This is a genomic window from Bacillus sp. 005/A4HT-01/001 (assembly GCF_004634445.1).
In the GTDB taxonomy this organism is placed as follows: Bacteria; Bacillota; Bacilli; order Bacillales; family Bacillaceae; genus Bacillus; species Bacillus altitudinis.
Genome location: NZ_SEIZ01000001.1, coordinates 195303 through 215241, shown reverse-complemented (window position 1 = coordinate 215241; position 19939 = coordinate 195303). Strand labels below are relative to the sequence as shown.

General features: G+C 41.8%; 25 protein-coding genes and 1 riboswitch. Of the genes, 22 read left to right on the top strand and 3 right to left on the bottom strand.

Going from position 1 to position 19939, the window contains the following annotated elements; translation table 11 throughout:
• Nucleotides 1-34 precede the first annotated feature (34 nt).
• Nucleotides 35-286 (top strand): YusU family protein, encoded by a 252-nt coding sequence (locus ES896_RS01200; protein ID WP_135226257.1) that lies wholly within the window; start codon nt 35-37, stop codon nt 284-286.
• Between the two features lie 31 nt (nt 287-317).
• Here ES896_RS01200 and ES896_RS01195 read toward each other — a convergent pair whose 3' ends face one another.
• From ES896_RS01195 to ES896_RS01185, 3 genes are read right to left on the bottom strand one after another with little or no spacing between them, the layout of a single operon-like run.
• On the bottom strand, nt 318-665 hold the full coding sequence (locus ES896_RS01195) for a spore coat protein (protein WP_017359283.1): 348 nt from the start codon (nt 663-665) through the stop codon (nt 318-320).
• 12 nt (nt 666-677) lie between these two features.
• Entirely contained in the window at nt 678-929 is a 252-nt protein-coding gene (locus ES896_RS01190; RefSeq protein WP_230677024.1) for a hypothetical protein, read from the bottom strand.
• 10 nt (nt 930-939) lie between these two features.
• Entirely contained in the window at nt 940-1077 is a 138-nt protein-coding gene (locus tag ES896_RS01185) for a YuzL family protein (RefSeq protein WP_008347049.1), read from the bottom strand.
• 199 nt (nt 1078-1276) lie between these two features.
• On the opposite strand from ES896_RS01185, the gene ES896_RS01180 reads away from it, so the two are divergent.
• The 21 genes from ES896_RS01180 (at nt 1277) to ES896_RS01080 (ending at nt 19918) form a co-directional block, all read left to right on the top strand.
• Nucleotides 1277-3664, top strand: a complete 2388-nt coding sequence (locus tag ES896_RS01180; protein WP_065461021.1) for a 3-hydroxyacyl-CoA dehydrogenase/enoyl-CoA hydratase family protein — start codon at nt 1277-1279, stop codon at nt 3662-3664.
• Nucleotides 3665-3676: 12 nt separating this feature from the next.
• Nucleotides 3677-4852, top strand: coding sequence for an acetyl-CoA C-acetyltransferase (locus tag ES896_RS01175; RefSeq protein WP_019743167.1), 1176 nt, complete (start codon nt 3677-3679; stop codon nt 4850-4852).
• A 14-nt stretch (nt 4853-4866) separates the two neighbouring features.
• Nucleotides 4867-6648, top strand: a complete 1782-nt coding sequence (locus ES896_RS01170; protein ID WP_024719779.1) for an acyl-CoA dehydrogenase family protein — start codon at nt 4867-4869, stop codon at nt 6646-6648.
• Between the two features lie 110 nt (nt 6649-6758).
• Nucleotides 6759-7115, top strand: a complete 357-nt coding sequence (locus ES896_RS01165; RefSeq protein ID WP_008356673.1) for an arsenate reductase family protein — start codon at nt 6759-6761, stop codon at nt 7113-7115.
• 66 nt (nt 7116-7181) lie between these two features.
• On the top strand, nt 7182-7565 hold the full coding sequence (gcvH, locus tag ES896_RS01160) for a glycine cleavage system protein GcvH (RefSeq protein WP_003213614.1): 384 nt from the start codon (nt 7182-7184) through the stop codon (nt 7563-7565).
• 44 nt (nt 7566-7609) lie between these two features.
• Complete coding sequence (locus ES896_RS01155; protein ID WP_008347037.1) at nt 7610-7846, top strand: YusG family protein; 237 nt, start codon at nt 7610-7612, stop codon at nt 7844-7846.
• A gap of 127 nt (nt 7847-7973) precedes the next feature.
• Nucleotides 7974-8318, top strand: coding sequence for a toprim domain-containing protein (locus ES896_RS01150; protein WP_008347035.1), 345 nt, complete (start codon nt 7974-7976; stop codon nt 8316-8318).
• Between the two features lie 11 nt (nt 8319-8329).
• Nucleotides 8330-8632, top strand: a complete 303-nt coding sequence (locus ES896_RS01145) for a thioredoxin family protein (RefSeq protein WP_007500346.1) — start codon at nt 8330-8332, stop codon at nt 8630-8632.
• 120 nt (nt 8633-8752) lie between these two features.
• A complete protein-coding gene (locus tag ES896_RS01140) occupies nt 8753-9094 on the top strand; it encodes an SCP2 sterol-binding domain-containing protein (RefSeq protein WP_008347033.1) in 342 nt (113 codons plus the stop codon).
• 102 nt (nt 9095-9196) lie between these two features.
• Nucleotides 9197-9305: riboswitch (SAM riboswitch) on the top strand.
• Nucleotides 9306-9460: 155 nt separating this feature from the next.
• A complete protein-coding gene (locus ES896_RS01135) occupies nt 9461-10486 on the top strand; it encodes a methionine ABC transporter ATP-binding protein (RefSeq protein WP_024719778.1) in 1026 nt (341 codons plus the stop codon).
• Nucleotides 10479-11147: a methionine ABC transporter permease gene (locus ES896_RS01130; protein ID WP_025207943.1), complete on the top strand. Its 669-nt coding sequence runs from the start codon at nt 10479-10481 to the stop codon at nt 11145-11147. Before ES896_RS01135 ends, ES896_RS01130 begins: the two co-directional genes overlap by 8 nt.
• 14 nt (nt 11148-11161) lie before the next feature.
• Complete coding sequence (metQ, locus tag ES896_RS01125; RefSeq protein WP_007500351.1) at nt 11162-11983, top strand: methionine ABC transporter substrate-binding lipoprotein MetQ; 822 nt, start codon at nt 11162-11164, stop codon at nt 11981-11983.
• 104 nt (nt 11984-12087) lie between these two features.
• Nucleotides 12088-12456 (top strand): carboxymuconolactone decarboxylase family protein, encoded by a 369-nt coding sequence (locus ES896_RS01120; RefSeq protein WP_003212803.1) that lies wholly within the window; start codon nt 12088-12090, stop codon nt 12454-12456.
• A gap of 215 nt (nt 12457-12671) precedes the next feature.
• A complete protein-coding gene (locus ES896_RS19990) occupies nt 12672-12809 on the top strand; it encodes a YuzK family famiily protein (protein ID WP_008356693.1) in 138 nt (45 codons plus the stop codon).
• 210 nt (nt 12810-13019) lie between these two features.
• Nucleotides 13020-13805: a Fe-S cluster assembly ATPase SufC gene (gene sufC, locus ES896_RS01115; RefSeq protein ID WP_007500355.1), complete on the top strand. Its 786-nt coding sequence runs from the start codon at nt 13020-13022 to the stop codon at nt 13803-13805.
• An 18-nt stretch (nt 13806-13823) separates the two neighbouring features.
• Nucleotides 13824-15137 (top strand): Fe-S cluster assembly protein SufD, encoded by a 1314-nt coding sequence (gene sufD, locus ES896_RS01110; protein ID WP_017359290.1) that lies wholly within the window; start codon nt 13824-13826, stop codon nt 15135-15137.
• Nucleotides 15137-16357, top strand: coding sequence for a cysteine desulfurase (locus tag ES896_RS01105; protein WP_008347019.1), 1221 nt, complete (start codon nt 15137-15139; stop codon nt 16355-16357). Before sufD ends, ES896_RS01105 begins: the two co-directional genes overlap by 1 nt.
• Complete coding sequence (gene sufU, locus ES896_RS01100; RefSeq protein WP_008347017.1) at nt 16347-16793, top strand: Fe-S cluster assembly sulfur transfer protein SufU; 447 nt, start codon at nt 16347-16349, stop codon at nt 16791-16793. The genes ES896_RS01105 and sufU overlap by 11 nt, the downstream gene beginning before the upstream one ends.
• 17 nt (nt 16794-16810) lie before the next feature.
• The gene (sufB, locus tag ES896_RS01095; protein ID WP_007500362.1) at nt 16811-18208 is read left to right on the top strand and encodes a Fe-S cluster assembly protein SufB; all 1398 of its coding nucleotides are present in this window, start codon (nt 16811-16813) and stop codon (nt 18206-18208) included.
• Between the two features lie 394 nt (nt 18209-18602).
• The gene (locus tag ES896_RS01085) at nt 18603-19205 is read left to right on the top strand and encodes a DUF3885 domain-containing protein (protein ID WP_135226256.1); all 603 of its coding nucleotides are present in this window, start codon (nt 18603-18605) and stop codon (nt 19203-19205) included.
• 146 nt (nt 19206-19351) lie between these two features.
• Nucleotides 19352-19918 (top strand): TetR/AcrR family transcriptional regulator, encoded by a 567-nt coding sequence (locus ES896_RS01080; protein ID WP_135226533.1) that lies wholly within the window; start codon nt 19352-19354, stop codon nt 19916-19918.
• Nucleotides 19919-19939 lie beyond the last annotated feature (21 nt).

Sequence of the window (19939 nt, the reverse complement as noted above, 5' to 3'; positions counted from 1 at the left end):
CAGGCTTTTTTCTGAAAAAAGGAGCGGAATACAAATGGGAAATGAATTAGATGAAAAGCTCGAAGGCCTGCTTGATAAATATACAGAGCTGCTGCTTGGTGAAACGAATGAGGAACTGAAAAGAGATGTCTCGCAGTGGATCATCTATTCTCATATTGCCAAAAGCATACCGCCTTTAGCCAAGCATTTTAATGACACGTATCCAGAGGCAAAAGAAGACATCAAAGAAACGATTCAGCGGATCAAGCAATTAAATGAAGCTCATCGTGCCAATAAAGACCGTTAAAAAACTGCCAGTACGAGCTGGCAGTTTTTCTTTATGACATGGGTGATGATCCGTACGGTGATTGATCTGTCAGTGTTTGCTGGAACTTCTGATGTGCTTGCTGAAGCTTCTGCTGGTCAGCAGCTTCGACAGAGTACCAGCCATATTTGAACATGACATCATATAAATGTCTTTGCGCTTTTTGTGTTTCGAGCGCAATTCGCTGAATATCTTGGTAAAGAGATTCATGGCTGAATTCATTGAGCGCTGTGTTATATCCGCTTGTCATATATTTTTCAGTCGACAAAAGGTCTGTGACAAAGTCGCGATCGTTCATGTTTGTCGTTGTTGGAACCGGCGTTTGTGGATTCCCGATTTTTTGTTGGTTTTGCTGTTCCATGTCTGTTACCTCCTATTGCATAAAGCCAGAAGACTGGCCTTGCCCTGAGCTGCCTAAATGTTGAAGTATTTGTGTGTAATGCTGATGGTGCATTTGACCAACTTGATTGAGTTCTTGTTTCAATGTTTGATCCTGACAATGCTCGGCCATAAAGTGGGCCTTTTTCATCGCGATCAAATTCCAGTTCAGCATATCCTCTAGGTACAAGGAATCCTTTACTGAAATTACCTTTGGGGGCATATTCATTTGCTGGTTGTTCAAGATGTGTTCCTCCTTACGATTTCTTTTTATATTGCTGATTTTGACTGGTCTTTTTACCGCCTAGGTCTGCTTCTTGTGATGGACCTGCGTTTCCTTTCACACTTGCAGCACTTACGCCTGCTTTTGATGGGTTCTTTTGCAAACGAGACATGTGGACATCACCTCCATTCTTACAATTCCCCCTCGTCTTTAATTCATACGCTGTAAAGAAAGACGCATGAGAATGTGTAAATTTTTGAAATCTGCTATTGAACTGTTTCGGAAAATCTTTTAAGATAAAGAAAGAGGCATTGCTTTTTTTTGGACAAAAAATGAATGACTGTTCATTCAAAATGTTTAGGGGGATATTTATGGGCAAACATATTCGCAAGGCGGCTGTCATTGGTTCAGGTGTCATGGGCTCAGGCATTGCTGCACATCTAGCCAATATCGGGATACCAGTAACATTGCTAGATATTGTGCCACATGAACTGACAAAGGAAGAAACGGCAAAAAAGCTAACGCTTGATCACCCTAGTGTTCGGAATAGATTAAGCCAAGACGCAATGAAAAAATTGTTAAAGCAAAAGCCAGCACCTCTTACTTCAGCCAAAAACCTATCATACATCACACCCGGAAATCTCACAGATCACCTTTCCTTATTACACGATGCTGACTGGATCATTGAAGTCGTCACTGAAAAGCTCAGCATTAAACAACACGTATTCTCTCTCATCGACGAACACCGCAAAGAAGGCAGCATCGTATCCAGCAATACATCCGGTATTTCTGTTGAAAAAATGGCAGAAGGCCGATCAGCTGATTTTAAACACCACTTTTTAGGCACTCACTTTTTTAACCCAGCTCGTTATTTAAAGCTGTTAGAAGTAATTCCTATTCAAGAAACAGATCCAGAAGTACTCTCATATATGAAAACATTTGGTGAAGATGTACTTGGCAAGGGTGTGGTCGAAGCAAAAGATACACCGAACTTTATTGCCAACCGAATTGGCACTTATGGGCTTCTTGTCACAGTGCGTGAAATGCTTGAGAACAAATACACGATCGGAGAGGTCGATTCTGTTACAGGTCCACTCATTGGCAGACCGAAAAGTGCGACCTTCCGTACACTTGATGTGGTGGGACTCGACACATTTTCTCATGTAGCCCGCAATGTGTATGAACAGGTAGAAGGAAAGGAAAAAGATATTTTTCAGCTGCCTGAGTTTATGGAAAGAATGCTCGAAAAAGGGTGGATCGGCAGCAAAGCAGGGCAAGGATTTTATCAAAAAAACGGAAAGACCATTTTAGAGCTTGATCCTGTCACACTCACATACGGAGAACGGACAAAGCTGAAGGATCCTGGCATTGACATTGCCAAGCAGCAAAAGGGGACAAAAGCGAAATTGAAAGCGCTTATTTATCAAGACGGCCGTGCTGGGCAATTGCTTTGGAATATGACCGCACCTGTTCTTCTTTATTCAGCTCAACTAAAAGGCGACATTGCGGATGATATTCAGTCCATCGATAACGCCATGAAATGGGGATTTGGCTGGCAGCATGGCCCGTTCGAGCTGTGGGATGCGATTGGCGTGAAAAAAGCCGTCAGTCGAATGGAAGCGGAAGGGCACAGCATCCCGACCTGGGTGCAAGATATGCTTTCAGAAGGACATGACACATTCTATCAAGAAAATGCCGAAGGAGACCGTGCATTTTATCAGAATGGTGCTTATGAACAGGAAAAGGGAAACGACAAGAATATGTCGTTAGCTAGATTGAAAAAGAAACACGATGTCATTTTTAAAAATACAGGTGCAAGCTTGATCGATATCGGGGATGATGTTGCCTTGCTTGAATTTCATTCGAAAAGTAATGCCATTGGGCTTGATGTCATTGATATGATCAATCGTGCTGTAGATGAAACGGAAAAGAATTATAAAGGGCTGGTCATCGGTAACCAAGGAAAGAACTTCTGTGTTGGTGCGAATCTCGCCTTAATTTTAATGGAAGCACAGGACGACAACTTCTTTGAAATTGATTTTGTCATTCGCAGGTTCCAGCAGGCGATGATGAAGGTGAAGTATAGTGACCGTCCAGTTGTGGCTGCACCATTTGGTATGACACTTGGCGGAGGGACGGAGCTTTGTCTACCAGCAGCCGCTATCCAAGCGTCCAGTGAAACGTATATGGGGCTTGTCGAAGCGGGGGTCGGACTCATACCGGGTGGAGGCGGAAACAAGGAACTCTATATTCGCCATCTGCAAGGAGCGGAAAAGCCATCAGCAACTGCGATCCAAGATGCTACGCTACAAACCTTTGAAGCCATTGCGATGGCAAAGGTATCTACATCAGCAGAGGAAGCGCGTGATATGAAGATGCTCCGAGTGAATGACCGGATCAGCATGAATGGTGATCATTTAATCCATGATGCGAAACAACTCGTTCTTTCTCTTGATGAAGCGGGTTATCGTGCACCGCTGAAGCGAAAGGTGCCCGTGATGGGGGAAACAGGCTACGCAGCAATGGTGCTGGCTGCTGAAAACATGAGATTGTCTGGATACATTTCAGACCATGACATGACCATTGCGAAAAAACTAGCGCATGTCATTTCTGGCGGCAAATTGCCATTTGGTACAGAGGTGGATGAACAATACTTATTAGAGCTTGAAAGAGAAGCCTTTTTAAGTCTTGTAGGGGAAGTCAAATCTCAGGCACGCATGCAGCACATGCTCGTTAAAGGAAAACCTTTACGTAACTAGGGGGGAGTCAAAATGAGAGAAGCAGTGATTGTAGCTGGCGCAAGAACACCAGTAGGGAAAGCCAAAAAAGGATCATTAAAACATGTCAGACCTGATGATATGGGCGCATTGTGTGTAAAAGAAACGCTAAAGCGTGCCGGTGATTATGATGGAACAATCGATGATTTAATCATCGGATGTGCGACACCAGAAGCAGAGCAAGGGCTGAATGTGGCCCGGAATATTGGGGCATTAGCAGGTTTGCCATATACAGTACCTGCTATTACCATTAACCGCTATTGCTCTTCTGGTCTGCAGTCAATTGCTTATGCGGGTGAACGAATTATGCTTGGGCAGGCAGAAACCATTTTGGCCGGAGGCGTCGAATCGATGTCGCAAGTCCCAATGATGGGTCACTCCATTCGTCCAAACGCTCTTTTGACAGAGCAAGCGCCTGAATACTATATGAGCATGGGCCACACAGCGGAGCAAGTGGCGCAAAAGTATCAGGTCACAAGGCAAGATCAAGATGCTTTTGCGGTGAGGAGCCATCAAAAGGCAGCAAAGGCACTTCAAGAAGGGAAATTTTCAGATGAAATTGTTCCCGTTGATGTGACAGAAAGACGGGTAGGAGAGCAGAATCAACTAGAAGAACGCCAATTTACGTTCTCACAAGATGAAGGTGTCAGAGCGGGCACAACAGAGGAGGTTCTCTCAACGTTACGACCTGCCTTCTCAACAAAAGGCACAGTGACTGCAGGAAACTCTTCGCAGACGAGTGATGGAGCGGCATGTGTCATGATGATGGATCGCGAAAAAGCATCTTCTCTTTCTCTTCAGCCGCTCGCCAAGTTCAGAGCGTTTGCTGTTGGTGGTGTACCACCTGAAGTCATGGGAATTGGGCCGGTTGAAGCCATTCCGCGTGCGCTGAAAATCGCTGGTCTAGAGCTGAAGGACATCGGGCTGTTTGAATTAAATGAAGCATTTGCTTCTCAGGCGATTCAAGTCATTCGTCATTTAGGGATCGATGAAGAGAAGGTAAATGTCAACGGCGGCGCCATTGCATTAGGACATCCGCTAGGCTGTACAGGAACGAAACTCACGCTGTCCCTCATTCATGAAATGAAACGGCGAAATGAACAATTTGGTATTGTGACGATGTGTATCGGCGGGGGCATGGGAGCAGCAGGCATTTTTGAACTGATCTAAAGGGGGAAAACAGGATGAAAGCAATGGAAGAAGTAAAAAAGGGTGGCAGTTTCTTAATTGATGAGACGAATTATGAGCATATCTTTACACCAGAGGATTTCTCTGATGAACATCAAATGATCGGGAAAACAACAGAAGATTACATTTTACAAGATGTCGTTCCGCACATCGATCAAATTGAGAATCATGAATTCGAGCATTCTGTTCGTCTCTTGAAAAAGGCTGGAGAGCTTGGCCTGCTTGGTGCGGATGTTCCTGAGGAATTTGGCGGGCTTGGGCTAGATAAAATCAGCTCAGCCATCATTACTGAAAAATTTGCAAGAGCAGGCAGCTTCTCTCTTTCTTACGGCGCCCATGTCGGGATCGGTTCTTTGCCGATCGTGCTGTTTGGCAATCAAGCGCAAAAGGAAAAGTACCTGCCAGGACTCGCCTCTGGAGAAACAATTGCGGCCTATGCCCTAACAGAGCCAGGGTCAGGTTCTGATGCGCTAGGTGCGAAAACAACGGCAGTTCTGAATGAAGCTGGAACACATTATGTCCTCAATGGGGAAAAACAATGGATCACAAACTCCGCATTTGCCGATGTGTTTGTCGTGTATGCGAAGATTGATGGTGAACACTTCTCTGCTTTCATCGTAGAAAAGGATTTTCCTGGAGTCAAAACAGGACCTGAAGAGAAAAAGATGGGCATTAAAGGGTCCTCGACGAGAACGTTAATCCTTGAAGATGCCGAAGTGCCAAAGGAGAATTTGCTTGGTGAAGCAGGCAGAGGTCATGTCATTGCCTTTAACATTTTGAACATTGGACGCTATAAACTGGCTGTAGGGACAATCGGTGCATCAAAACGAGTCATTCAATTATCGGCAGAGTATGCCAATCAGCGCAAGCAGTTTAAAACACCAATTTCTCAATTTAGCTTAATTGGCGAAAAAGCAGCCAACATGTCGGCAAAGCTTTATGCCATGGAAAGTGCTGTATACCGCACAGTCGGGTTATTTGAACAAAGAATGGGTCTGTTAAGTGACGAGGAGCAAAAGGATGGGAAACAAATTGCGCAATCCATTGCAGAATATGCGATTGAATGCTCTCTTTGTAAAGTGCTTGGCTCTGAAACGCTCGATTATATTGTGGATGAAGGTGTGCAGATTCACGGCGGATATGGTTTCATGCAAGAATACGAAGTCGAAAGAGCCTATCGCGACTCACGAATTAACCGTATTTTTGAAGGAACGAACGAAATTAACCGATTGCTTGTGCCAGGCACCTTCTTGAAGAAAGCGATGAAAGGAGAGCTTCCGCTTCTTCAAAAAGCGCAAACCCTTCAGGAAGAGCTGATGATGATGATGCCGGAAGAGCCGGGTGATCAGCCGCTTGATCAAGAGAAATACTTACTTGCCCATGCGAAAAAGATCGCCTTGATGGTGGCAGGTATGGCCGCCATGAAATATGGGAAAGCATTAGACAAAGAGCAAGAAATCCTTGTGAATATAGCAGATATCGTCAATGAACTCTTTGCTGCTGAGTCGGCGGTCTTGCGTACAGAAAAAGCAATCGCAGCATCAGGCGCAGAAAAAAATGCACAAAAGCTTGCGTATACACAAATTTTCACACAGGAAGCCTTTTTAAAGATTGAAGCTCATGCGAAAGAATCATTGATTGCCATGGAAGAAGGAGATTCACTCCGTATGAGTCTGTCAGCCCTTCGCAAGCTGACAAGATTCACGCCAATGAATGTCATCGCCAAAAAGCGCGAAGTGGCGAAACGAATCTTTGAAGCAGAGAAATATATCGTATAAGACGGCTTAAAAGGTGCGGATATCATGTCGCACCTTTTTGTAAGCATACATTTAGGTTTTTCATATGTTTTGTGATAAAATGTTGTCACTATTTGCAGGAGGTGAAAATGGTGGCTTTAGATTTTTACGAATACCCATCTTGCGGTACATGCCGAAAAGCAAAGAAATGGCTGGAAGAACACAATAAAGACATCAACAGCATACATATCGTCGAAGAGACGCCTGATAAAGAAACATTAAAAGCCCTTTACGAAAAAAGCGGTTTAGAGCTGAAGAAATTTTTTAATACGAGCGGTCAGAAATACAGAGAGCTGCAGCTGAAAGATAAACTTCCTGCAATGTCAGAGGACGAGCAGCTTGAATTACTAGCGTCTAACGGAATGCTGATCAAGCGTCCAATTACAACAGACGGCAAACGAGTGACAGTTGGATTTAATGAAGATACATTTAAAAGCGTCTGGAAATGATGTAACTTTCATTCAGATTGTGGTATCTTCAATATAGATTGTAAGAAAAGACTGGAGGGGTATGAAATGAGCACACCAAAAGATTTACGTTATTCAGAAGAACACGAATGGGTCAAAGTAGAAGGAGATAAGGTGCGTATCGGTATTACGCATTTTGCTCAATCTGAGCTAGGCGATATCGTGTTCGTTGAGCTTCCTGAAGTAGGAGACAAAATTACAGCGGACGAGCCTTTCGGAAGTGTAGAATCAGTCAAAACAGTTTCTGAACTATACGCACCGATTAACGGCACAATCGTTGAAGTAAACGATGAGCTTGATGACAGCCCAGAGTTCGTCAACGACTCTCCATACGAAAAAGCTTGGATGATCGTAGTAGAGCCAGCGGATACATCTGAAATCGAGAACTTAATGACTGCTGAGCAATATGAAGAAATGACAAAAGAAGACTAATTCATGTGAAATTGGACACTCTACCTTTATGGGGGGTGTCCAATTTGTCTTTTCAAAAAGAACAGGTGGATATAACAGAGCATGTCACTGGACGATTCAAAGAGAGCGGCATGGTGCTTTACCATCAAAACGAAGAGATTGGTACGATGATTAGTGAAAATCAATATGAATTAAAATCAGGTTATTCCTATGATCAAAACCGTTTTTATCGTCTGTCAGATACATTGACCCATGGGACTGAAAAATATGTAGACTGTGACGATGAAAATGGCTGGTGCTGATCACAGATAAGGCTGCAGTGAGTGCTGCAGCCTTTTTGTTGATCAATTGCCCAATCTTTACAACCTGAATGAAAGATTGTAATCTAAGGAAGAAGTGAATCAACGTCAAAAGGGCCGGGTGATCGTGATGAATGTCGAGATAGAAAAGGTCATCATTGTAGAAGGTAAATCAGATAAACAGAAGCTAAAAGAAGTCATAAGTGAACCTGTTACCATCATTTGCACCAATGGCACGATCAGTACATCGAAGCTTGATCAGCTTGTGGACGATTTATTCGGGAAAGACGTTTACATATTAGCAGACAGTGACGATGCTGGCGACAAACTGCGGAAGCAATTTCGAAAAGAATTCCCTGAAGCACTGCATCTTTTTGTCGACAGAACGTACCGCGAAGTGGCCGCTTCACCGTCAGCCCATATTGCATCTATTCTATTAGCTGCAAACATTGATGTTCATTCGAAATATTTATAAGGGTGACGTATATGAAAGAGATTGAAGAACATGAATTCAAGGAGATAGAGGACGATTTATTTCTTTTGTACTTATATACACCATTTTGCGGAACATGCCAGCTGGCAAAGAAGATGCTGGCAGTGGTTGATGCCATGCAGCCGGAAGTTCCTTTTTATGAGAATAACTTAAATTACTCGCCAAGTTTTGCGAAAGCATTTGAGATCGAAAGTGTCCCTTGCTTTCTCCTGTTTAAAAAGGGTGAAATCGTGCAAAAAGGCTATGCCTTTCACTCCGTTCCATATCTTCACGAAATGATTGAAACCGCTAAATAAAGCGGTTTTTTGTCATATTTCAAGCAATTCATTTGAAAATTTGTCGAGCTATTTATAAAGGACAAGCCGATGTTTGTAGAGAAATGTTATGTATAACCAAATGACAGGGAGGTTATACATGTGGAAAATGTGAAAGCCCATGGAAGTGCAGGGCAGCGATTATTGTTAAAGCCGCTGCTCTCATCATCATCCTTGAAGATTACATTTGAGGCGGAAACGGACTCTTGTACATTGATTGTGGATGAACGTGGTGAGGTGAAGAAACTACCTGCAATTGAGTTATCAGATCTCATCTTTTATGGTGAGCGAAAAGAGATTTTGCAATTATTAGATGGAGACATGTCCTTACAGCAGCTGATCAGCAGAGGACAAGTGAAAGTGAAAGGCTCATTTCGAGCGCTTCTTCGACTAGAAGCAGTACTTTGGTTGACGAACGGTTTTTTTCGAAAAATGATAACGTAGTCGTTTACTTGGAAATTAGCGATTTACAGCGTTGACATATCTCAGATAGCATGATATTCTACGTTAGTAAAAACATGAACATCACATAAAACAACATATTTTCTCTTATTAAGAGAGGTGGAGGGACGTGCCCTATGAAACCCGGCAACCGTCAGCATAGCTGAAATTGGTGCCAATTCACTCAAAGCCGCAACGCTTTGAAAGATGAGAGAAAGGCGTATTTGATATAAAAGGCCTTTCTGCTTGCGTTGCAGTTAGGTCTTTTTTACTGACCTTGCGTCAGGCTAGCGTCATAACAGTCGGAAGAATAAATGAACGTATGTGATGGCAACCTATAGATTCAGCAAGAAAGCAGGTGAACAGACTGTGATCCATTTACAGAATGTATCAAAAACGTATCATTCAAAAAGCGGAAATGTTGATGCTGTGAAAGACGTCAACTTGGATATCGATAAAGGTGAAATATTCGGAATTATCGGGTATAGCGGCGCAGGGAAAAGCTCCCTGATTCGCCTATTAAACGGTCTGGAGCTGCCAACAGAAGGAATCGTTGAAGTGGCAGGCAACCGAATCAATGAAGTATCGAATGCGAAACTTCGGAAAGCAAGACAAGAAATCAGCATGATTTTCCAGCACTTTAACTTGCTCTGGTCAAGAACAGTGAGACAAAATATTATGTTCCCGCTCGAGATCGCAGGTGTACCAACGTCAAAACGGAGAGCTCGTGCAAACGAACTGATTAAATTGGTCGGTTTAGAAGGAAAAGAAAATGCATATCCTTCTCAGCTCAGCGGCGGGCAAAAGCAGCGTGTAGGGATTGCGAGAGCATTAGCGAATGATCCAAAAGTTCTGCTATGTGACGAAGCCACTTCTGCGCTTGATCCACAAACAACGGATTCCATCCTTGAGCTTTTAGCCGATATTAATAAACGACTAGGACTCACCATTGTATTGATCACACATGAAATGCACGTCATTCGCAAAATTTGTCACCGTGTGGCAGTGATGGAGAATGGCCGTATTGTCGAAGAAGGCGAAGTATTACGTGTCTTCAGACAGCCGAAAGAAGAAATGACGAAGCGATTCGTGAAACAGCTTGCTGAACCAGAAGAAGCAAAAGAAACGATCGAGCACGTCCTAGAGAGAGTAAAAGAAGGTCAGGTCGTCAGGTTGTCCTTTATTGGAGATTCTGCCGAACAGCCGCTGATCACGGAAATTATTCGATCCTTCAAGGTCGATGTGAACATCCTGCAAGGAAAGATTTCTCAAACGCAGGAAGGCGCGTTTGGAACACTCTTTATCCATATTAATGGAGACGAGAACGAAGTTGAAAAAGCCATCGCCTATATCCAAAGCAAACAGGTTGAAATCGAGGTGATGACACATGTTTGAGAAATGGTTTCCGAACGTTGATCTAGAGGTTATTTGGAACGCGACGGGTGAAACGGTCTATATGACACTCATTGCATTAGCGTTTGCTTTTGCTATCGGCATCATCCTTGGGCTGTTGCTCTTTTTGACAAGTAAAGGCGGTTTGTGGGAAAACAAACCAATTAATGCTGTCATCGGCGCAGTCGTCAACATTTTCAGATCGATTCCCTTTATCATATTAATCATTCTATTATTAGGATTTACTAAACTAATTATGGGCACGATATTAGGTCCAAATGCAGCATTACCAGCCCTTGTCATTGGCTCAGCCCCTTTCTACGCACGTCTTGTTGAAATTGCACTGCGTGAAGTAGACAAAGGAGTCATTGAAGCAGCAAGATCTATGGGAGCAAAAACGTCGACCATTATTTTCAAAGTATTGCTGCCAGAATCACTGCCAGCCCTTATTTCAGGAATTACTGTAACAGCGATTGCTCTGATTGGCTCTACTGCGATTGCAGGAGCAATTGGAGCAGGCGGACTGGGTGACCTTGCTTATGTAGAAGGATACCAATCTGGTAATACAGATGTCACACTTGTAGCCACTGTGTTTATTCTGATCATCGTCTTTATCATTCAAATAATCGGTGATTTGATTACAAATAAAATTGATAAACGTTAAGGGAGGAATTATTCATGAAGAAATTGATTTTAAGTGCACTATTTCTAGCATTTGCAGGCATTTTAGCTGCTTGCGGTTCATCAAATAACGCAAGCGATAACAAAACCATCACGGTTGCCGCTTCAAAAACACCACATGCCGAGATTCTTGAAGAAGCAAAACCACTTCTAAAAGAAAAAGGCTACGATCTAAAAGTGAAAGTACTGAGCGATTATAAAATGTACAACAAAGCATTAGCTGAAAAAGAAGTGGATGCGAACTTTTTCCAACATATCCCTTACTTAAACGAAGAAAATAAATCAAACAAAGATTACAACTTAGTGAGTGCTGGTGCCGTTCACCTTGAGCCTTTCGGTATCTACTCTAAGAAATACAAATCAGTAAAAGATATTCCAAACGGCGGCACGATCATCATGACAAACAACGTAGCTGAGCAAGGACGTATGCTTGCCCTATTACAAAATGCTGGTGTGATCAAGCTTGATCCAAAAGTAGATACAATCAACGCAACAGTCAAAAACATCAAAGAAAACCCGAAGAACCTAAAATTCAAAAAAATCGCTCCTGAACTAACAGCGAAAGCTTATGAAAACAGTGAAGGCGATGCAGTATTTATCAACGTTAACTATGCGATCCAAAATAAATTGAATCCGAAAAAAGATTCAATCGAACTTGAGCAAACGAAAAACAACCCGTATGCAAACATCGTCGCTGTTCGCAAAGGTGACGAAAAATCAGAGAAGATCAAGGTATTAATGGAAGTTCTTCACTCTGATAAAATCAAAGAATTCATCGACAAAAAGTATGATGGTGCAGTATTGCCTGTATCTGAATAACAACTTGTAAACCTCGCTTTCATGAAAGCGAGGTTTTTTTGTGTATTTTTTCAAATCTCGCTCATAATAAAAACGAACAAATGACCTGAAGGGATGGAATGAAGATGAATGAACAACATATGAGCGGATCGATGCAACAATCACTGACGGATTATAAAACGGCAATGGGTGAATTTCAGAAGAAAATGCCGGTGTTTGGCAAGAAATTTAATGAATTTACGGAGCAGTGCTTTCAGAGCGATTCCTTAACACAAAAAGAAAAACAAATGATTGCCCTTGGCATCAGCATTCATGCACAAGATGAATATTGCATGATCTATCATACAAAGGGAGCGCTCGACCAAGGCGCAACAGAAGAGAATTTGCTGGAGGTCGTCAGTGTGGCGGCAGCGTTTGGCGGCGGTGCTGCGCTAAGTCAAGGCATCACAGTTGTTCAGCAATGTATTGATGAATTTGGAGGACAGACGCATTAAGGGAAGGATAAGATGGTATTTTTCCAAATCAGGGAGTTGAGTCGTTCTCAGCCGGTTGTGTGAGAAAATATGCCAGCATAGCGTGTTATATCCCTTTTGAGTGAAGCAGCATGCCTTTGATACAATGAAGCTACACTCAAAGAAGGGAATGGTTTATTATTTGTTCGGACCAGAGTACACTGGGATTGGATTATACCGCCGAGATGGAAAAGGCCATGCATCAATCTCATGGCATGAGTTATGCAGAGTACGAAAGAGACCATGACTTACGAATGAAAGTAGAACTTAAACGAGAGCAGTCCTATCGAGATGAGAAAAGACAGCTCGCAAAAATGAATATACGAGGCTATTAATAGCTAAGGGGCGGGGAGAATAGTTTCCCGTCCTTTCTTTATGAAAACAGTCTTTTCGACATAAATCCTTTTATCTACCTGTATTTTTTGTTAGAATTTTGAGAGCATCCTCTCACGCTTGTCGTGAATGTGTTGTATTCACTTTTAATTTGTTATAAAATTAGAATGAGAATAAATTGAGAATAATGATTATTTTGGAGGTATCGATATATGACTGCTTCGACATTAACAATTAAGGACTTGCACGTTGAGATTGAAGGGAAAGAAATCTTAAAAGGTGTAAACCTAGAAATAAAAGGTGGAGAATTCCACGCAGTAATGGGACCAAACGGTACAGGTAAATCTACTTTATCTGCTGCAATCATGGGCCACCCTAAGTATGAAGTGACAAAAGGCAGCATTTTGCTTGATGGCGAAGATGTTCTTGAAATGGAAGTAGATGAGCGCGCTCAAGCGGGTCTTTTCCTTGCAATGCAATATCCATCTGAAATTAGTGGTGTAACAAATGCAGACTTCCTTCGTTCGGCTATTAACGCACGCAGAGAAGAAGGCGATGAAATCTCTCTCATGAAATTCATCCGCAAAATGGACGAAAACATGGAATTCCTTGAAATGGACCCAGATATGGCACAGCGCTACCTAAACGAAGGTTTCTCAGGCGGGGAGAAAAAACGTAACGAAATTCTTCAATTAATGATGATTGAACCAAAAATCGCCATCCTTGACGAAATCGATTCTGGTCTTGATATCGATGCACTGAAAGTTGTTTCTAAAGGGATTAATAAAATGCGAGGCGAAAGCTTCGGCTGCTTAATGATCACTCACTATCAGCGCCTATTGAACTACATCACACCAGATCACGTTCATGTTATGATGCAAGGACGTATTGTGAAATCTGGCGGACCAGAACTCGCGCAGCGTCTAGAAGCAGAAGGTTATGACTGGATTAAAAAAGAGTTAGGAATTGAAGACGAAACTGTTGGTCAAGAAGCGTAAGCGTTAGGAGGATTATTGATGACATTAGAAACGAAATTATCAGTAGATCAAGATTATGTCAAAAGCTTCTCCGAGAAGCATCAGGAACCGGCATGGATGAGTTCCCTTCGCTTACAGGCTCTTGAAAAAGCAGAAGACCTTCCAATGCCAAAGCCTGACAAAACGAATATTTCAAAATGGAATTTAACCAATTTCAAACAGCATACAGTTGAAAGTGCGCCATTTGGATCTTTAGAAGAGCTTCCTGAAGAAGTGAAATCTCTTATTGATTTAGAGGACACAGATAAGACAGTCTATATTCAGCGTGATCAAACGCCAGCATACTTGTCTCTTTCTAATGAAGCAAAAGACAAAGGCGTGATCTTCACTGATATCCATACTGCGATTCGCGAACATGGAGACCTAGTGAAGAAATATTTCATGACTGATGCAGTGAAAGTGGATGAGCACAAACTAACAGCTCTACATGCTGCTTTAGTGAATGGCGGAGCTTTCCTCTATGTACCGAAAAACGTAGAGCTTGAAGCACCAATTCAAGCCGTTTATCTTCATGAAAATGACGAAACAACGTTGTTCAACCATGTCATCGTTGTAGCAGACGATCATAGTGCTGTGACATATGTCGAAAACTACATCAGTACGGCAACACCAGAAGAAGCGATCTTCAATATCGTGTCTGAAGTCTTCACAGGTGCAAATGCCCGCGTCACTTACGGTGCAGTGGATAACCTTGCAGAAGGTGTGACAGTCTATGTGAATAGACGTGGTATGGCAAATGGTCGTGACAGTAAAATCGAATGGGCGCTTGGTCTGATGAATGATGGAGACGTTGTGTCTGAAAACATCACAAAGCTTATGGGCGACGGTACATTCGGAGATACGAAATCAGTTGTTGTTGGCCGCGGGAATCAAACGGAAAACTTCACAACAAGCATCATCCACTTCGGTAAAAACTCTGAAGGGTATATCTTGAAGCATGGTGTCATGAAGGATCAAGCATCTTCTATCTTTAACGGGATTGGTAAAATCGAGCATGGCGCAACGAAGTCAAATGCAGAGCAAGAATCTCGTGTTCTCATGCTGAGTGAGAAAGCACGCGGTGACGCTAACCCAATTCTTTTAATCGATGAAGATGATGTAACAGCGGGGCACGCTGCTTCTGTTGGGCGTGTTGATCCAATTCAACTTTATTACCTCATGAGCCGTGGGATTTCCAAAGAAGATGCAGAAAGACTTGTCATTTATGGCTTCTTAAATCCAGTCGTCAAAGAACTGCCGATTGAAGGAGTTAAAAAGCAGCTCGTTTCTGTGATTGAAAGGAAAGTAAAATAATGAATATCAAAGACGTTCGTGAGCAGTTTCCAATCCTTCATCAGCAAGTGAACGGACATGATTTGGTGTATTTGGACAGTGCAGCGACATCTCAAAAACCACGAGTTGTCATTGATGCAATGAATGAGTATTACCGGTCTTACAACTCGAACGTCCACCGGGGTGTTCATACCCTTGGCACAAAAGCAACGGACGCATACGAGGGTGCAAGAGAAAAAGTTCGTGCATTCATTGGCGCTTCTTCTGTCCAGGAGATTATTTTTACTAGAGGTACAACAACCGCACTGAACACAGTGGCAATCAGCTATGCTAGAGCAAACCTTAAAGAAGGCGATGAGATCGTCATTACGCATATGGAACATCATGCGAATATCATCCCTTGGCAGCAGGCAGCAAAAGCAACTGGCGCCACATTGAAATATATTCCGTTACAGGAAGACGGCACGCTGTCGCTTGAAGATGTGAAGCAAACCATCACACATCAAACGAAAATCGTTGCTGTCACACATGTCTCAAACGTATTAGGAACCATCAACCCAATTAAAGACATCGCAAAGATTGCTCACGATCACGGTGCAATTATCGTCGTCGATGGTGCCCAGAGCACCCCTCACATGCAAATTGATGTTCAGGACTTGGATTGCGACTTTTTCGCCTTCTCTGGGCATAAAATGTGTGGACCGACTGGCATTGGTGTTCTTTACGGGAAGAAGGACCTTTTGAATAATATGGAGCCTGCTGAGTTTGGCGGTGAAATGATCGACTTTGTGGATCTATATGATTCTACATGGAAAGAACTGCCGTGGAAATTTGAAGCGGGAACACCGATTATTGCAGGAGCAATTGGGCTCGGAAAAGCGATTGATTTCTTAAATGACATCGGAATGGAGGAAGTCAGTCGTTACGAGCATCAGCTTGCGACTTATGCACTTGAGCGCTTTAAGGAGCTTGAAGGTGCCACGGTTTACGGACCGCAGCACCGAGCTGGACTTGTGACGTTTAACTTAGACGACGTCCATCCTCATGATGCCTCAACTGTTCTAGATACGGAAGGTGTCGCCATTCGTGCTGGACATCACTGTGCACAGCCGCTCATGAAATGGCTTGGTGTATCAGCGACTGCAAGAGCAAGCTTCTATCTGTACAATACAGAAGAGGAGATTGACGAGCTCATGGCAGCGCTCCGTAAGACAAAGGAGTATTTTACGAATGTCTTTTAATGTAAACTTAGACACACTGTACAGACAAGTGATTATGGATCATTATAAAAATCCGAGAAACAAAGGTGTGTTAAACGACAGCATTGTCGTCGATATGAACAACCCTACGTGTGGTGACCGCATTCGTCTCACGATGAAAATCGAAGACGAAAAAGTCATCGATGCGAAATTTGAAGGAGAAGGATGCTCGATTTCGATGGCATCTGCCTCTATGATGACGCAGGCGATTAAAGGGAAAGATATTGAAACAGCTTTGAAAATGTCTCAGATTTTCTCCGATATGATGCTAGGAAAAGAATACGACGATTCCATTGATCTTGGTGATATTGAGGCGCTGCAGGGAGTCGCAAAATTCCCAGCGCGCATCAAATGTGCAACATTATCCTGGAAGGCGCTTGAAAAAGGCGCATCTGCCGAAGATAACGGCAAATCATAAGATTGGAGTGAAAATGGATGGCTAAAAAAATGCCAGATGTTGGTGAATATAAATACGGCTTTTCTGATAAAGACGTTTCCATTTTCCGTTCAGAGCGCGGACTGACAAAAGAGATCGTTGAAGAAATTTCTCGTATGAAAGAAGAGCCTCAGTGGATGCTCGACTTCCGTTTGAAATCTCTTGAGCACTTTTACAACATGCCGATGCCACAATGGGGCGGAGATTTAAATGCATTAAACTTTGATGAAATTACGTACTACGTAAAACCATCAGAACGCTCAGAGCGTTCTTGGGATGAAGTACCAGAAGAAATCAAACAAACCTTTGACAAGCTTGGAATCCCTGAAGCAGAGCAAAAGTACTTAGCAGGTGTATCTGCTCAGTATGAATCTGAAGTTGTGTATCACAACATGAAGCAAGATCTTGAAGATCTAGGCATTGTGTTTAAAGATACAGACAGTGCATTAAAAGAGAACGAAGACATCTTCCGTGAGCACTGGGCAAAAGTCATTCCTCCGACTGACAACAAATTTGCTGCGCTTAACTCGGCTGTATGGTCTGGTGGTTCATTCATCTACGTACCAAAAGGCGTAAAAGTAGATACACCACTGCAAGCATACTTCCGAATCAACTCTGAGAACATGGGTCAGTTCGAACGTACACTGATCATCGTTGATGAAGGCGCACACGTGCATTACGTAGAAGGTTGTACAGCTCCAGTTTACACAACAAACTCACTTCATAGTGCGGTTGTTGAAATTATCGTGAAAAAAGGCGGCTACTGCCGTTATACGACGATTCAAAACTGGGCAAACAACGTCTTCAACCTTGTGACAAAACGTACAGTATGTGAAGAGAATGCAACAATGGAATGGATTGATGGAAACATCGGTTCTAAGCTGACGATGAAATACCCAGCTGTCATCTTAAAAGGTGAAGGCGCTCGTGGTATGACATTAAGTATTGCCCTAGCAGGTAAAGGTCAGCACCAAGATGCAGGTGCAAAAATGATTCACCTTGCACCAAACACATCTTCAACGATCGTATCGAAATCGATTTCCAAACAAGGCGGTAAAGTCACATACCGTGGAATCGTACACTTCGGACGCAAAGCAGAGGGTGCACGCTCAAACATCGAGTGTGACACACTCATCATGGATAACAAATCAACATCTGATACGATCCCTTACAATGAAATCTTAAACGACAACATTTCATTAGAGCACGAAGCGAAGGTATCAAAAGTATCAGAAGAGCAGCTATTCTACTTGATGAGCCGCGGAATTTCTGAAGAAGAAGCAACAGAAATGATCGTCATGGGCTTCATCGAACCATTCACAAAAGAACTACCAATGGAATATGCGGTTGAAATGAACCGCTTGATTAAGTTTGAGATGGAAGGTTCTATTGGTTAATACAGAGGGTTGAAAATGATTGATATAAGAGGTTGATGAAGCGTGCCGAATTTGTGCCGGTCAAGAGACCTTTTAGTGTAGGAGACGAACTTTTTAAGTTCGTCTTTTTCTATTTCATTGTTTACATCTAAGTTGACAATGAATAAAAAAACTTTATTGAATGATACTGGGGTTAAGATTTCTCTTTTCACTAAGAAGGTTAAAGGTAACAAGAGTGGAAAGATCCTGCATCTGGTTTGTCCATTTCAAGAGATTTTGGGAAAGGGAATTCTCATGGAGGAGGTTACTACAAATTAATGAATAAATTCGGAGAGCGTATAGCTACACTAAATAAAAGTGGTCGAGTAATTATAAAATAAGAATTGTACATAAAAGAATGAAAGGAGAATGAGATATGGTTCACCTAGATTATTTACAAAGTGAATTCAATATTGATTTAATTAATGATTCTTTTGACGAGTTACCTCTAAGCCTTCATATTCAACTCGAAAAAGACATGTATCAGTTTAATGATCAAGGCAATTTAAATCCTCAATATTTTAATAAGGTTTATAATGTTGCAATAAGTATATTTGATGAACTTTTTGGGGAGAACGATTTATTGTTCGTCGTCACAATTGTTCGAAGCGAGCATTCATTACAGAGGCCGATAGGAGTATATAGTAAGTATTCAAAAAAAATTAATAAATATAGACTCAATGTAAAAAATTCTAAAGATGAGAATGGAAAAGTCATTCAATATTCTTTAGAAACAAAAAAACAGCATATAGAGTACAAGAAAATAATCAAGGCAATATGTAATCAAGATTTTAAAAGTATGGCTCCGAGGTTCAATGACAAATATAGTAGTTATCCTGAAATATTCTTTATAAATAAAGATTTTATTTATCATATTTATGATGACAGAGGGGCATTCTTATTATTTAAAGATGAGAGAAAGCATGAAAAATTTAAAACAAAGTATAGTACTTTACTGGTAGGAGAAGATTATAATTAAAAGAAACTCTCTTATTGTTAGTTTCCTCATTTGCGTTTGACCGCATTGAGAAAACTTTTTCATCAAACTCTTTTCTAAATGATCATAAATACTTGCAATATATAATTTAGTACTGTATAGTTCTAATCATGACAAAGTTAAAATTAATGAATCAAAAACGTGTACTTGAAGTAGCTGCAACTTTATTTTTAGAAAAAGGGTTTGCTTATACAAGTATGGATGAATTAGTTCGTGTAAGCAAAGTGTCAAAGTCTAATGTGTACTATCACTTTTCTAATAAGGAAGAATTATTAGAAGGGGTCGTTGATTATTGGATTGATATGTATCAAGCTGCAATAGACGACGTAATGTCTCAGACTCAATTTTCAGTTGAAGATCGTACCCAAATGTTTTTAAAGCAATTATCACAAGGCGTTCAGTCGAGAGAGTATAAGGGCGGCTGTCCATTTATTACTCTTTATATTCAAAGTCCTGCACAGGCCACACAAATAAAAGAAAAAATAGGTCTTTTTTTTACAGGATTACAAAAGAAAGTTTCTCTGTTACTAAAACAAGGGGTAGAGAATGGAGAATTCAGAAAGACGATTCATATTGATGAAGTGGCATCACTTTTTATGACAAATCTTGAAGGAGCGTTATTTATTTCAGAAACATTGAAGGATGTCACTGTCATCACAAAAACAGCAGATCATTTATTTAACTTGCTTCGATAAAGAAGCATTTTTTTTACATCA